This window comes from Calderihabitans maritimus, assembly GCF_002207765.1.
Taxonomy (GTDB): domain Bacteria; phylum Bacillota; class KKC1; order Calderihabitantales; family Calderihabitantaceae; genus Calderihabitans; species Calderihabitans maritimus.
Window position 1 is genome coordinate 22,741 of sequence record NZ_BDGJ01000207.1, and the last position, 13,651, is coordinate 36,391.

13 protein-coding genes and 1 pseudogene are annotated in these 13,651 nt (G+C 49.1%); all 14 read right to left on the reverse strand.

Going from position 1 to position 13,651, the window contains the following annotated elements; genetic code table 11:
- Position 1 precedes the first annotated feature (1 nt).
- Entirely contained in the window at positions 2–559 is a 558-nt protein-coding gene (locus KKC1_RS15010) for a Fe-S-containing hydro-lyase (RefSeq protein ID WP_088555238.1), read from the reverse strand.
- A 12-nt stretch (positions 560–571) separates the two neighbouring features.
- On the reverse strand, positions 572–1,414 hold the full coding sequence (locus KKC1_RS15015; protein WP_088555239.1) for a fumarate hydratase: 843 nt from the start codon (positions 1,412–1,414) through the stop codon (positions 572–574).
- Between the two features lie 184 nt (positions 1,415–1,598).
- Positions 1,599–2,735, reverse strand: coding sequence for a sodium ion-translocating decarboxylase subunit beta (locus KKC1_RS15020; RefSeq protein ID WP_192868285.1), 1,137 nt, complete (start codon positions 2,733–2,735; stop codon positions 1,599–1,601).
- A 16-nt stretch (positions 2,736–2,751) separates the two neighbouring features.
- On the reverse strand, positions 2,752–3,171 hold the full coding sequence (locus tag KKC1_RS15025; protein WP_088555240.1) for a biotin/lipoyl-containing protein: 420 nt from the start codon (positions 3,169–3,171) through the stop codon (positions 2,752–2,754).
- A complete protein-coding gene (locus KKC1_RS15030; RefSeq protein WP_088555241.1) occupies positions 3,168–3,626 on the reverse strand; it encodes an OadG family protein in 459 nt (152 codons plus the stop codon). The genes KKC1_RS15025 and KKC1_RS15030 overlap by 4 nt, the downstream gene beginning before the upstream one ends.
- A 17-nt stretch (positions 3,627–3,643) precedes the next feature.
- Positions 3,644–5,194, reverse strand: coding sequence for an acyl-CoA carboxylase subunit beta (locus tag KKC1_RS15035; protein ID WP_088555242.1), 1,551 nt, complete (start codon positions 5,192–5,194; stop codon positions 3,644–3,646).
- Positions 5,195–5,212: 18 nt separating this feature from the next.
- On the reverse strand, positions 5,213–5,614 hold the full coding sequence (gene mce, locus KKC1_RS15040; protein ID WP_088555243.1) for a methylmalonyl-CoA epimerase: 402 nt from the start codon (positions 5,612–5,614) through the stop codon (positions 5,213–5,215).
- 63 nt (positions 5,615–5,677) lie between these two features.
- Positions 5,678–6,088: a cobalamin B12-binding domain-containing protein gene (locus KKC1_RS15045; protein WP_088555244.1), complete on the reverse strand. Its 411-nt coding sequence runs from the start codon at positions 6,086–6,088 to the stop codon at positions 5,678–5,680.
- A gap of 43 nt (positions 6,089–6,131) precedes the next feature.
- The gene (locus tag KKC1_RS15050; RefSeq protein WP_088555245.1) at positions 6,132–7,808 is read right to left on the reverse strand and encodes an acyl-CoA mutase large subunit family protein; all 1,677 of its coding nucleotides are present in this window, start codon (positions 7,806–7,808) and stop codon (positions 6,132–6,134) included.
- A gap of 12 nt (positions 7,809–7,820) precedes the next feature.
- Complete coding sequence (gene sucD / locus KKC1_RS15055) at positions 7,821–8,702, reverse strand: succinate--CoA ligase subunit alpha (RefSeq protein WP_088555246.1); 882 nt, start codon at positions 8,700–8,702, stop codon at positions 7,821–7,823.
- Between the two features lie 13 nt (positions 8,703–8,715).
- Positions 8,716–9,825, reverse strand: a complete 1,110-nt coding sequence (gene sucC, locus KKC1_RS15060; RefSeq protein WP_088555247.1) for an ADP-forming succinate--CoA ligase subunit beta — start codon at positions 9,823–9,825, stop codon at positions 8,716–8,718.
- A 289-nt stretch (positions 9,826–10,114) separates the two neighbouring features.
- Positions 10,115–11,824 (reverse strand): sigma 54-interacting transcriptional regulator, encoded by a 1,710-nt coding sequence (locus KKC1_RS15065; RefSeq protein ID WP_088555248.1) that lies wholly within the window; start codon positions 11,822–11,824, stop codon positions 10,115–10,117.
- Between the two features lie 142 nt (positions 11,825–11,966).
- On the reverse strand, positions 11,967–13,226 hold the full coding sequence (locus KKC1_RS15070; protein WP_088555249.1) for an adenosylhomocysteinase: 1,260 nt from the start codon (positions 13,224–13,226) through the stop codon (positions 11,967–11,969).
- A gap of 108 nt (positions 13,227–13,334) precedes the next feature.
- Positions 13,335–13,651: pseudogene (locus tag KKC1_RS15075) on the reverse strand (AIR synthase-related protein); the annotation flags it as partial.

The window sequence follows — 13,651 nt, forward strand, 5'->3', positions numbered from 1 at the left end:
TTCAGGTAGGTATTCCGTATTTTTTGACCCCTTCTTCGTAGAGGTCACCACCGTGAGCATCGTTTACTACAATTACCGGAAGGTTTTCAACTTCTAAACGCCGGATAGCCTCTGGCCCTAAGTCCGGGTAGGCTATTACTTCCGCTTTCTTGATACATTTGCTGATCAAAGCCGCGGCACCACCAACCGCCGCAAAATATACCCCCTTGTGCCTTACTATAGCGTCCTTAACCTCTTGGTTGCGGGAGCCTTTCCCTATCATTCCTTTAAGTCCTATTTCCAACAAACGCGGAGCATAAGCATCCATCCGGTAACTGGTAGTGGGCCCGGCGGAGCCGATTACCTGTCCCGGTTTTGCCGGCGAAGGTCCTACATAATATATGATCTGTCCTTTCAGGTCTACCGGCAGCGGCTTCCCAGCATCCAACAGTTCAACCAATCGCTTGTGAGCAGCATCCCGGGCGGTATACAAAACCCCGGAAATATAAACCTGATCGCCAATCCTTAGCTCTTCTACCATCTCATCGGTTAAAGGAGGGGTAATATACCTGTCAGCCACCACTGTCACCTCCTAAAGGGATATGCTCTTATGCCGGCTGGCATGGCAGTTAATATTAACCGCCACTGGCAGACTGGCAATATGACACGGATGTATTTCCACATGAACAGCCAGGGCCGTGGTGCGCCCCCCTAACCCTTGGGGACCGATTCCCAGCTTGTTTATTTCCTCCAGAAGATCCTTTTCCAAGGCAGCCACTTCCGGCGAAGGATTGGGCTGGCCCAAGGGACGAAGTAACGCTTCCTTGGCCATTAGAGCCGCCTTCTCAAAATTGCCTCCGATGCCCACTCCCACCACTATCGGCGGACAGGGATTGGGGCCCGCCTTGCGTACTGTATCCACGATAAATTTTTTTGCTCCTTCTAACCCGGCTGCCGGAGGCAGCATCGCTATCGCACTCATGTTCTCGCTACCGCCCCCTTTGGGAGCTACCGTAATCTTCAACTTGTCTCCGGGGACAATACGGGTATGAATAATCGCCGGTGTGTTATCTCCCGTATTTTTCCGGTTAAATGGATCTTCTACCATAGATTTCCGCAGGTACCCTTCCGTATACCCCTTTCGCACCCCTTCTTGAATCGCATCGTAGAGGTAACCGCCTTCGACCTGAACGTCCTGTCCTACCTCTAAGAAGACTACCGCTACGCCCGTATCTTGGCACATTGGCACTTCTTCCGCGGCAGCTATTTCAGCGTTCTTTATCAATTGGCGTAGAATATCCTTACCGGTAGGCGACTCTTCTTTTTCCAATGCCTCGACAAAAGCTGCTTTTACGTCCTCTCCCAAAAAATAGTTGCTTTCTTTGCACAATCGGGCTACCGCTTCTACCACCTGTTCATAGCTCACCTTCTTCATGCCTTCCCCTCCCATCCAAGAGAGTTTTCAGGGATAAAAGAAACTGGCCAGGTATCCTACCTGCACCTAGGCCAGTTTATCCCTTTTATAATTCAGTTATTCGGCATTGTATTCCGGCATTCCTGCCTTTAATTATAAAAATTTGAAAAATTTCATTATTATTCTAATTTTTATAAATTAGATTCTAACTCAGCATAGCCATTAGTACTCCCGCTGCTACGGCAGAACCTATGGTTCCTGCTACGTTAGGACCCATAGCATGCATAAGTAGAAAATTCTTAGGGTTGGCCTCCCGCCCGATTTTCTGAGAAAGCCGTGCCGCTTCCGGTACAGCTGACACCCCTGCTGCGCCTATGATGGGATTGATCTTGCCTCCGGTGAGCTTACAGAGAATCTTTCCGAATATCAGACCACCGACTGTGCTGAGAATAAAAGCTGCTAACCCCAGTAACAGGATACCAATAAACTGCCAGGTGAAGAACCGCTCTGCGGTAGCGCTAGCCCCTACCGTCACCATAAGAAAGATAGTTACAATGTTCATTAGCTCGTTGGCAGCGGTCTTGTACAGTCGGTCGGTAACGCCGCATTCTTTAAGAAGATTACCGAGCATCAGCATTCCCACCAACGGTAAAGCAGTGGGGACAAGTAGACCGACCAATATTACTACTAAGACAGGAAACATTATCTTCTGCACTTTAGAAACCGGCCTCAGTTGCTCCATCATGATGGCCTGTTCTTCCCGGGAGGTCATCAGCTTGATAATCGGCGGTTGAATCATCGGAACCAGAGCTATATAGGAGTAAGCGGCCACCGCTATAGGAGCCAACAGGTGTGGGGCCATACGAGCCGCGGTATATATAGCAGTAGGTCCGTCAGCCCCACCAATGATACCAATTGAACCTGCTTCCGCCGGTGTGTACCCCATAAAAAGGGCACCTAGAAAACTGGTAAATATACCCAATTGGGCCGCCGCCCCCAACAGGATGCTCACCGGATTGGCAATCATGGGACCAAAATCCGTCATGGCCCCAATGCCCAAAAAGATGAGCGGCGGGTAAATACCCAGCCAGGTGCCCAGCCCTAGGTAGTGGAGCAATCCGCCGAAAAGACTTCCCGTAGGCTCCCGCAGTATCCCCGATATGGGAATGTTGCCAAGGATTATACCGAAACCTATAGGTATCAGAAGCAGCGGTTCAAAGTGCTTAGCTATGGCTAGATAGATAAGGGTTATCCCAATGGCTATCATACCTAGCTGTCCGATAGTGAGATGACTCAGCCCTACATAGTTAGTTACAAATTTGCTTATCCACTCCAACAGCATCGTCTTGTTCCCTCCTCTAGCCTATAACTATCACTACATCTCCCGCGTTAACGGTCTGTCCTTTGCTCACCAGGATCTCATTGACCTTTCCGCCTACAGGGGCAGTTATCTCATTTTCCATCTTCATGGCTTCTAAAATTACCAGTACATCGCCGGCATTAACATTCTGTCCTACGGAAACTTTGATATCCAGTATAGTACCGGGTAGAGGAGCCGTAACCTTTTCCCCCGGTCCTGCCGCCGCCTTGGGCTTGGGAGGTTCGGCAGGTTTGGCAGCCGCCGGCTTGGGAGTACTGGGTACCGCGTGTAGCTTCGGTGGCGAAGTCGCCGGCTTCGGTGCCGGCTTGCTAGCCGCTGCCGCCGCGCCCTCACCGCTTATTTCTTCTACTTCAACTTCAAAGATTTCTCCGTTAACGCTTACGCGAAATTTTCTCATCTTTTTCGACTCCCCTTTCTATTCAAAATTTCCTGCCTGGCTAAAATCAATTCCTGTCTGCCGGCACTTGCCCAGACCATTCCCTGCCCTGCCGCTGTTGATAAATGCCGTACTGCGGTCAGCCTAAACTTTTCCGCCGGTTGACCCACGTACACAGATACGGCGGCCATTATAGCGGCTACCGTCTTGGGATTGAGACCTGGATTTGCTGGAGTTGCCTCCATATCCGGCACCGTCTCCTGCTGGACAGGTTCCGGGTTAACAGTAGCACTTTTTTCCGCTAAGGAAACTGGCCTTTCCTTTTCCGCCGGTTCACCAGCGGCTTGCTTCTTAGCTTCGAAGTAATCAAAAAGCTTATTGGTAAAGATGAGCATTATACAGAGCAATGCCAGCACCGAAAACACAACACCCATACCAATGACGGTCATAGTTAGACCTAGCGTTATGTTGTCCACCCATGAATTCCCCCTTCTTAAACCGGTATGTTCCCGTGTTTTTTGCCCGGTCTGTTCTCCCGTTTGGTCAATAAGGTTTCCAGGGCTTTGATGAGATACGGGCGCGTCTCCTTAGGATCGAGTACTATATCTATAAATCCACGGGAGGCGGCTACATAGGGATTGGCAAATTTTTCCCGGTATTCCTGTATCTTTTGCTGTCGGACCTCCGGAGGATTATCGGCGGCCTGTATCTCTTTCCGGAAGATAATGTTGGCCGCTCCCTCTGGACCCATGACTGCGATTTCCGCCGAAGGCCACGCAAATGCCTGGTCTGCTCCCAGCGCTTTGGCGCACATGGCCAGGTATGCTCCACCATATGCCTTGCGCAATACCAGAGTGAGCTTAGGTACCGTAGCTTCCGAGTAAGCATAAAGGAGCTTCGCCCCGTGACGAATTATTCCTCCATACTCCTGTTCCGTCCCCGGCAGATATCCCGGTGTATCCACTAGAGTCAGCAATGGTATGTTAAACGCATCGCAAAACCGTACAAACCGGGAAGCCTTGTCGGAAGCATTGATATCCAGGCACCCCGCCAGTACTTTCGGCTGATTGGCTATAATCCCTACGGTCCTACCGTTCAACCGTCCAAATCCTATGATTATGTTCTGCGCCCAACCCTGGTGGATTTCAAAGAAATCCCCGTTATCAATTATCGGCACTATTACGTCGCGCACGTCGTATGGTTTGTTGGGATCGTCGGGAACGACTTCCCGTAATCCCTCGTCGCAACGATCGACGGGATCGGTGCATTCCACAACCGGTGGATCTTCCAGGTTATTGGACGGTATAAAGCTCAACAACCGTTTAATCATCATTACGCACTCTTCTTCGCTTTGGGCCTGAAAATGGGCTACTCCGCTGATTTGATTATGGGTACGAGCTCCGCCTAGTTCCTCTACGCTTATCTCTTCTCCCGTTACTGCCTTTATAACCTGCGGACCGGTAATGAACATCTGACTGGTCCCTTCTACCATGAAAATATAGTCCGTCAGGGCAGGCGAGTAGACTGCACCACCTGCGCAGGGACCCATGATCACCGATATTTGCGGTATAACACCGGAAGCCAGGGTATTTCGCTTGAATATCTCGCCGTATCCGTTTAAAGCATCTACTCCTTCCTGTATGCGGGCGCCTCCGGAGTCGTTCATTCCAATTACCGGAGCACCCATCTTCATGGCCATATCAAGTACTTTACAGATCTTAGCAGCATGCATTTCTCCTAAGGTTCCGCCTATCACCGTGAAGTCTTGGGCATATACATATACCAGCCTGCCGTCTATAGTACCGTAACCGGTAACTACTCCTTCCCCGGGAGCCTCCACCTGGTCCATACCAAACTCCGTGCAGCGGTGAGTAACAAATTGGTCTATTTCGACGAAACTCCCCTCATCTAGTAAAAGTTTTATTCTCTCCCGCGCGGTCAACTTTCCCGCCTCGTGCTGTTTTTTGACTCGTTTTTCGCCGCCACCCTGAAGGATCTTTGCTTTCTTCTCTGCCAGCAATTTTATCATGTCTTCCATTGCCACCTCTGTCACCTCCCGGCCTTAATCTCGTTCACATAACTCAATTAAAGTTCCGTGGGTAACTTTAGGGTGAAGAAAAGCAATTTTCGCTCCCCCGGCCCCGCGTCGAGGCTTTTCATCAATGAGCCTGATCCCCTCTTTCTTCAGTTCCTCCAGTTTTTCTTCAATGTTTTCCACCCTAAAGGCAATGTGCTGAATCCCCTCGCCGTTTTTTTCTATAAATTTCGCCACCGGGCCATCAGGTTCCGTAGATTCCAGAAGCTCAACCTCACTGTCGCCCACCGGCAGGAAAGCCACCTTAACTTTTTGTTCCGGAACTACTTCCGTTTCCGTTATTTTCAAACCCAAGACATCTTCATATAATTTCCGCGCCTCTTCAATACTTTTTACCGCTATCCCCACGTGGTCAATTTTCAATACCATAGACATCTCCCTCCTTGAACACCGTACTATTTCTCCTTTCAGCCCACCATTGCCTGGGGCAACTCACTCCTCAGAAGTGGAGCCTACATGTTCACGGATATATTTTATGATAGCAGAAGTCGGTGTACCCGGAGTGAAGACTTCGGCAATTCCTGCTTCCTTCAAATAAGGAATATCTTCCTCCGGTATGATGCCTCCACCAATTACCAACACGTCATGAATACCTTTCTCACGCAACAACTCCACCACCGGCGGGAAAAGATGCATATGGGCCCCGGATAAACTGCTTATGCCGATAACCTGGACGTCCTCTTGAATAGCTGTTTCCACTATTTGTTCCGGCGTCTGCCTCAGCCCGGTGTAGATAACCTCCATCCCGGCATCCCTTAAAGCCCGGGCAATAACCTTGGCTCCTCGGTCGTGGCCGTCCAGTCCTGCTTTAGCAATTAGAACCCGAATAGGTTTTTCGCTCACACCTGTCCCCTCCTCGCACTCGTCTTTTCTAAGATTTTAAGGGCTACACCACTATCTGCTGCTGGTACTCTCCGAAAACCTCCCGCAGCACATTACAAATTTCACCCAGGGTAGCATAAGCTTTAACCGCTTCCAAAATGGCCGGCATCAGATTCTCATCGCTGCAAGCGGCAGAACGCAAATGTTTCAACGCTTCTGCTACTTGTCTGGGATCTCTCTCTTCTTTTAGTTTTTTCAGTTTTTCAATCTGCCTTTCTACCACTGCCGGGTCAACTTTTAACAGCCCTTTGGGTGGTTCTTCCTTCATCTTAAATTTGTTAACGCCGATAACTACCTTTTCCCCACTCTCTACTGCCTGCTGGTATCGGTAAGCGCTATCTTGAATCTCCTTCTGCATATAACCTTTCTCAATGGCCTTCGGCGCTCCGCCCATTTTATCGATTTCCTCGATATATTTCCATACATTCTCTTCAATTTGATTAGTCAAAGATTCTATAAAGTAGGAGCCGCCCAGAGGATCGACCGTATCCGTTACCCCTATCTCGTGGGCAATGACCTGCTGGGTACGCAGCGCTATCAATACCGATTCCTCGCTGGGCAGAGCCAGAGCCTCATCGTAGGAGTTGGTATGCAGGGATTGGGTACCACCTAAAACAGCACTAAGAGCCTGGAATGCCACTCGTATAATATTAACGCTGGGTTGCTGAGCCGTCAGGGTGCATCCTGCCGTCTGAGTATGGAAGCGAAGCATCATGGACCTGGGGTTCTTAGCGCCGAATCTTTCTTTCATTATCTTTGCCCAAATCCGCCGAGCCGCCCGGAATTTAGCGATTTCTTCGAAAAAGTTTAAATGAGCATTGAAGAAGAAGGATAGGCGAGGTGCAAACTGGTCAACGTCCAGTCCTGCGTCAATTGCTGCTTGGACGTAAGCGATCCCGTTGGCCAGGGTAAAGGCTATTTCCTGAACGGCAGTGGACCCAGCCTCTCGAATGTGATAGCCGCTTATGCTAATGGTGTTCCAGTTAGGCACATTCTTGGCACAATAGGCAAAGATATCAGTAATCAACCGCATAGAAGGCCCCGGCGGGAAGATATATGTACCCCGGGCCACGTATTCTTTGAGAATGTCATTTTGGATAGTTCCCTTCAACTTATGAGGAGGCACACCCTGCTTTTCAGCTACCGCAATATACATAGCTAGAATAATGGCTGCAGGAGCATTAATGGTCATGGAGGTACTCACCTGGTCGAGGGGGATTCCATCAAACAGGGTCTCCATGTCCTGCAGGGAATCAATTGCCACGCCTACTTTCCCTACTTCTCCCCGTGCCAGCATATGGTCGGAATCGTATCCAATCTGAGTGGGAAGATCAAAAGCCACGCTCAGGCCCGTTTGTCCCTGTTCCAGCAGATATTTGAACCGCTGGTTAGTCTCTTCCGCCGTACCGAAACCGGCGTACTGCCGCATGGTCCACAGACGACCCCGGTACATAGTCGGCTGTACGCCGCGCGTAAAAGGATATTCACCGGGGAATCCTAGGTCCTCACCGTAATCGAAATCTTTTAATGATACAGGAGTATACAACCGTTCTATCGTAATCTTAGAATCCGTTTCAAACTCTTCCCTTCTTTCCGGGTAACGCTCTATCTTACTTTTTACCTGATCTTTCCATTTTTGCTCGCGACCTTCTAACTCTTCCAGCTTAGTTTTGTCAAACAACTTAACTCCCTCCTATTGCGCCCGGAATTCCAAGACTTCCCGCAATAACTGCGGTACCTCAAAGGGCAATTCGGCAACCCGCACTCCCGCTTCCGTCAGCGCCTTAACTTTACCTTCGAAAGTACCTTTGCCTCGCTCAATTATAGCTCCCGCATGTCCCATCCTCTTGCCCGGCGGCGCACTTTTACCGGCCAGGTAGGCCACTACCGGCTTGCTAATGTGCTCTTTTATAAAGGCAGCCGCTTCTTCCTCCGCTGAACCGCCAATTTCTCCCACCATTACTACCGCCTTCGTCTCTTCATCCTCCTCGAACTTTTCCAGCACATCCTTGAAATTAAGACCTACTACCCGGTCACCGCCCAACCCGACTACGGTGCTGGTGCCCATACCGGCGGCCTTAAGATTAGCTACTATTTCATAACTTAAGGTACCGCTCCGAGAAACCACGCCGACCTCCCCCGGAACAAAAAACTGGTTGGGCATAATTCCTATCTTGCACTTCCCGGAGGAGATGATTCCAAAAGTGTTGGGCCCTACAACCGTCACTCCTCTTCTCCGGGCAAAAGCAATGATTTCCATTTCATCATGGACAGGAATATGCTCAGTAATAATAACCACTACCTTAATACCCGCGTCGATGGCCTCAAAAGCCGCGTCCTTGGCAAAAGGGGCAGGTATAAACAACACTGAAGCATCGGCCCCGTGTTCCTCCATGGCCGCAGCTACCGTGTCGTACACCGGAACTCCTTCTACGGTTTGACCACCCTTACCCGGTGACACGCCTGCGACTATTTTTGTCCCGTAGGCAAGCATCTGCCGGGTATGAAAAGAACCCTGGTTTCCCGTAATTCCCTGCACTATTACCTTCGTATTTTCCCCTATATATATCGCCACTCCACATCCCTCCCTAACTGGTCCGAGCCAGCTCGACAGCTTTCCGAGCCGCCTCGTCCATAGTCCGGTAAGCTTCAATGCCGTGTTCTTTTAATATCTTAACTCCAAGCTCCTCGTTGGTCCCCACCAAACGGATTACTACCGGCACCGGGATATCCTGTTTTTCTTTCACCTGCACGAAAGCATTGGCCACATCATCACAACGGGTAATGCCTCCGAAAATATTGATGAATATCACTTTGGGATTCGTAGCCAGAAGGATTTCTAAGGCCCGGGCAGTCGTTTCTACTCCAGCTCCTCCTCCCGCGTCCAAGAAATTAGCCGGCCGGCCACCATAGTGCTGGATAATGTCTAGAGTGGCCATGGTGATACCGGCTCCGTTGGCCATAATGGCAATATCACCGTCCAGTTCAACATAGGATAGTCCCAACGCATGAGCCTTTTTCTCCGTCTCCGTCTTTTCCTCCACCCTCGGAAGCTCCGGCTGGCGGTACAGCGCCTCATCGTCTATAGTAACCTTCGCATCTGCCGCCAACAACCGGTTGCCGCTCACAACCAGTGGATTAATCTCAACCAGTTCTGCATCGTTCTCCTTAAAAACGCGGTACAGGGCAGTTATAATTTTTGCCGCCTGTTTAGCCATTTCACCGCTCAATCCTAAAAGCCACGCAATATCTCGAGCCATGTACGGTTGTACCCCAATGGTTACATCCACCAACTTCTTTACAATTTTCTCCTCCGGCACTTCTTCTATATCCATTCCACCTTCCGCCGAGGCCAGGATCACCGGCTGTCGAGCCGACCCGTCTACGGTAATGGCTAAATATAGTTCCTGGTCAATAGCAATCTTTTTCTCCACCAGGATTTTTTCTACTTTAAATCCCCTTAATTCCATCCCCAGAAGCTGCTTAGCCTCTGCCACGGCCTCTTCCGGGTTGCAAGCAAACTTTATTCCTCCGGCCTTACCCCTTTTGCCGGTAAGTATTTGAGATTTAAGCACCACTTCTCCCATCTCTGCTGCCGCTCTACCGGCTTCTTCCGGCGTGGACGCTACCAAACCTTGCGGAACCGGTATTCCGTATTTCTTAAATAACTCCTTCCCCATAAACTCATACAGTTTCACCCGGGATCCCTCCTTCTCCATGCATAAAGTACTCTATCTCACATCACTCTAAGCAATTTTCATGCCATTTCATCTTTTTGGTCATATTGTTTTTTTAAAAAACTTTATTTATCTTGTCCTCAGCATTTTCCACGGCCCTAAGATTGCAGTTGGGAAACCCAAAATAATTCTAAAAATTAGATTCGAGAAAAGCACAAAATAAAATGAGTACATATTTTCCCGGTTGTTAACTTGTTTGACAGCAAAATATTCTATCCTTTACAATTTTTCTATTTATTATAATGTGTAATTACAAACTGGCCTTGTATTTTTTCAATTTATTGTAAAGGGTGGCCAGAGATATATTCAAAGCCTGAGCTGCTTTTTTCTTTCCTTCCAGGCTTTCCCCATAGCGAGCTAGGGCCGCTTTCAACATCAATTGTTCCATTTTATCCAACGGCATAACTTCTACATACTGGGTTGACCCGAGTGTTTCAAACTGTCCTATGTACTGCGACAGGTGCTTGTGGGATAGGATATCATCCTCTGCCGTCACCATGGCCCGCTCAATTACATTTTCCAGCTCCCTAACATTGCCCGGCCAATGGTAATTAACCAAAAGTTGGATGGCTTCGGGAGAGATCCCCCGTACCCTTTTCCCCAATTTTCGGTTAAACTTAACAATTAAATGCTCAATTAAAGGCGGAATATCTTCTTTTCTTTCTCTCAAGGGAGGAATATAAAGTTCCACTACGTTGAGCCGGTAGTAGAGATCTTCTCGAAAGGCTCCCTTGCGCACCAAAGCTTTTAAATCGCGGTTGGTAGCCGCCACTACCCGGACATCTACCTTGATGGTTTGGGTGCCTCCCACCCTTTCAAATTCCATATCCTGCAGTACCCGCAGAAGTTTAGCCTGCAGGAAAAGGTTCATGTCCCCAATTTCATCCAGGAACAGCGTACCTCCGTTAGCCAGCTCGAATTTACCCAGTTTCGTACGAACAGCCCCGGTAAAGGCTCCCTTTTCGTGCCCGAAAAATTCGCTTTCCAACAGGCTCTCCGGTATGGCGGCACAGTTAACCTTGATAAACGGCTTATTTCTTCTATTACTGGCGTGATGGATGGCATGGGCGTATAGTTCCTTGCCTGTTCCACTTTCCCCAATAATTAGCACCGTGGAGTCACTCTTGGCCGCCTTTTTAGCCATTTCCAGGGTGGCTTTGAAGCTTTTGCTAACCCCTATCAGGTCGTCGAAAGTATATTTACTACCCGTTATCTGTCCTATACTGGCATAGAGGTTTTCAATAATGGTATTGCTTTTTTGTAGCTCTTCCATAAGTTTTAGAATGTCGGTGATGGGCTGGAAAACTACCACCGCGCCTTCAATTTCCCCGTCCACTACAATGGGAGCGGCGTTAGATATAACTTCAACTCCTGAGCCACCCACTTTCGTCCGGTGGCCAACGACCTTTTGCTGCGTAGTCAAGCATTGGGCCAGCGCCCCGTGAGGAGATACTTCGAAGATATTTTTACCTATGCGATTTGCCTCCGGTATTCCCGTCACTCTGGTGAAGGCAGGGTTTACATACTTGATCACCCCGTTATTGTCTGCTACCTCTATAGCCTCTTGTACTGAATTTAGTATGGCAGAAAGCTCTCCTTTCAGCTTTTTAGTTTCCAAGAGTTGCTCTTTTTCCTGGAGAATACTTATTAAAAGGCGTCCCGCTTTAGCATCCATTACCGCCGTTTCCGCCGGTTTCAACTGTTGAATTTTTTGGTGTATCTCAGGAGATCCGCTGAGGTCGATAATCAGGTCGATCCCTTTCATTTGGGCCAGTTCTTCAAAAAATTCGGTGGTGAACACTTTGTCTTTCTGGGCCATAACCATCAGCGGAGAAAAGGGATCTGTATCGGAAACCCCTACCAGTTCTACCTGCTGCATGGCCTTTAAGGCCTTGTAAACGCCAGAACTGTTTCTCCCTCCACCAATGATACCTATCTTAACTCTGCGCAATACGACCATCCTTTCCTGACCCTGCTTTTATACTGCGTACGCGTTTAATTTATAGAATATTCATAATACTACAAAAAACTCCTGTTTATAATTTTAATACATATAATAAAAATTACAATAAAGCAGAAGCAGGTCAGGCGCCGCCATACCCCTAGTTGTCTAGCTGCCAAGTTTTTAAATATGTTTCTTGTTCCAGAGTGAGAGTATCAATCTTTATTCCCAAGGCTTCCAGCCGTAGACGGGCCACCTTCCGGTCAATAGAATCGGGAACCCGGTAAAGCTTAGCCTCAAGTTTCTCCCGGTTTTCCAAAATAAACAGGAGGGAATAGGCCTGCAGGGCAAAGCTTAAATCCATAATCTCCGCCGGATGCCCGTCCCCAGCCGCCAGGTTAACCAACCTTCCCTCCGCCAGGAGATAAATTCTCCTGCCGTCGGGCAACCGGAATTCTTCTACATTTTGCCTTACTTTCCGCCGCCCAACAGCGTACTGGGCCAGGTCGGTTTTTGAAATCTCCACATCAAAATGGCCTGCATTGGCTAGTATGGCCTGGTCCTTCATCAGGGCAAAATGCTCTTTGCGAATCACATCGCGATTTCCGGTAACGGTGATAAAGAAATCTCCCAGCGGAGCCGCCTCCGCGAGGGGCATTACTTGGTACCCGTCCATCAGAGCCTCATTGGCACGGATGGGATCTATTTCGCAAACAATGACCTTCGCCCCCAGTCCTTTAGCCCGCAGGGCCACTCCTTTGCCGCACCAACCGTACCCCACAACTACCACATTTTTTCCAGCTACTACTAAATTGGTAGACCGGTTGATGCCGTCCCACACCGACTGCCCAGTCCCGTACCGGTTGTCGAACAGGTATTTGGACAGGGCGTCGTTCACGGCCACCATCGGGAATAAAAGCTTCTTCTCCCTTTCCAGCGCCTTCAACCGCAGTACCCCGGTAGTGGTTTCTTCGCATCCCCCAATAACCTTCCCCGCCTCTGTTTGCCGGGTACGATGAAGCAGCGCAACCAGATCACCACCATCGTCGATGATTAAATCAGGCTGGAAATCCAGAACTTTATTTAAATGGGCCTCGTATTCTTCTGGGGATGCCCCGTACCAGGCATAGGCCCTTATTCCTTCCTCCACCAACGCAGCTACCACATCGTCCTGGGTAGATAGCGGGTTACTCGCCGTTACCGCCACTTCTGCTCCACCGCTCTGCAAGACTTTGGCCAGATAAGCCGTCTTAGCTTCCAGGTGCAGACAAACGGCAATTCTCTTTCCTGCGAAAGGCTTCTCTGATATGAACTGTTTTTTCAGCAGACTTAATACGGGCATATGATTTTCTACCCACTCGATTTTTAATCTTCCTTGCGGCGCCAATTTAATGTCACGGATCATGGATTCATTTAGCATAGCAGTTACCTCCTAATCGTCTCTAACCGCATACCCTATCAAAATTCTATCTATGCATCTGTTTATCCTTTCGCGCATAAAAATTATATTGTATACTTGTGCGACTTGTCATTTCTCATCGTTAAAGTGTTCATAGCCCTTAGCCGTCAGAGGGGCAATTCTGCCTCTACGGCTTACCAGAATTCCCCTCTCCGCTTCCAGTATTTCTCCTACAATTGTTGCCTCCGTCCCCGTAGCATCCTTCAGTCGCGTCAGAATACGGTTAGCTTCTTCTGGCCTAACGGTAAAGACCAACTCGTAGTCTTCGCCCCCGAAGAGGGCAAACTCGAGGGGATCCACCTTAAAATGAAGCGCTGCCTGCCGCGTTGCCTGCCCTATCGGTACCTTTTCCGCCACAATCAATGCACCCATTCGACTGGCTCGAG

What these genes read in the sequence shown, in the direction of transcription:
- KKC1_RS15015 (WP_088555239.1), bottom strand. Translation starts at nt 1,414, where the DNA reads ATGAAGAAGGTGAGCTATGAACAGGTGGTAGAAGCGGTAGCCCGATTG.
- KKC1_RS15020 (WP_192868285.1), bottom strand. Translation starts at nt 2,735, where the DNA reads ATGCTGTTGGAGTGGATAAGCAAATTTGTAACTAACTATGTAGGGCTG.
- KKC1_RS15025 (WP_088555240.1), bottom strand. Translation starts at nt 3,171, where the DNA reads ATGAGAAAATTTCGCGTAAGCGTTAACGGAGAAATCTTTGAAGTTGAA.
- mce (WP_088555243.1), bottom strand. Translation starts at nt 5,614, where the DNA reads ATGGTATTGAAAATTGACCACGTGGGGATAGCGGTAAAAAGTATTGAA.
- KKC1_RS15065 (WP_088555248.1), bottom strand. Translation starts at nt 11,824, where the DNA reads ATGGTCGTATTGCGCAGAGTTAAGATAGGTATCATTGGTGGAGGGAGA.
- KKC1_RS15070 (WP_088555249.1), bottom strand. Translation starts at nt 13,226, where the DNA reads ATGCTAAATGAATCCATGATCCGTGACATTAAATTGGCGCCGCAAGGA.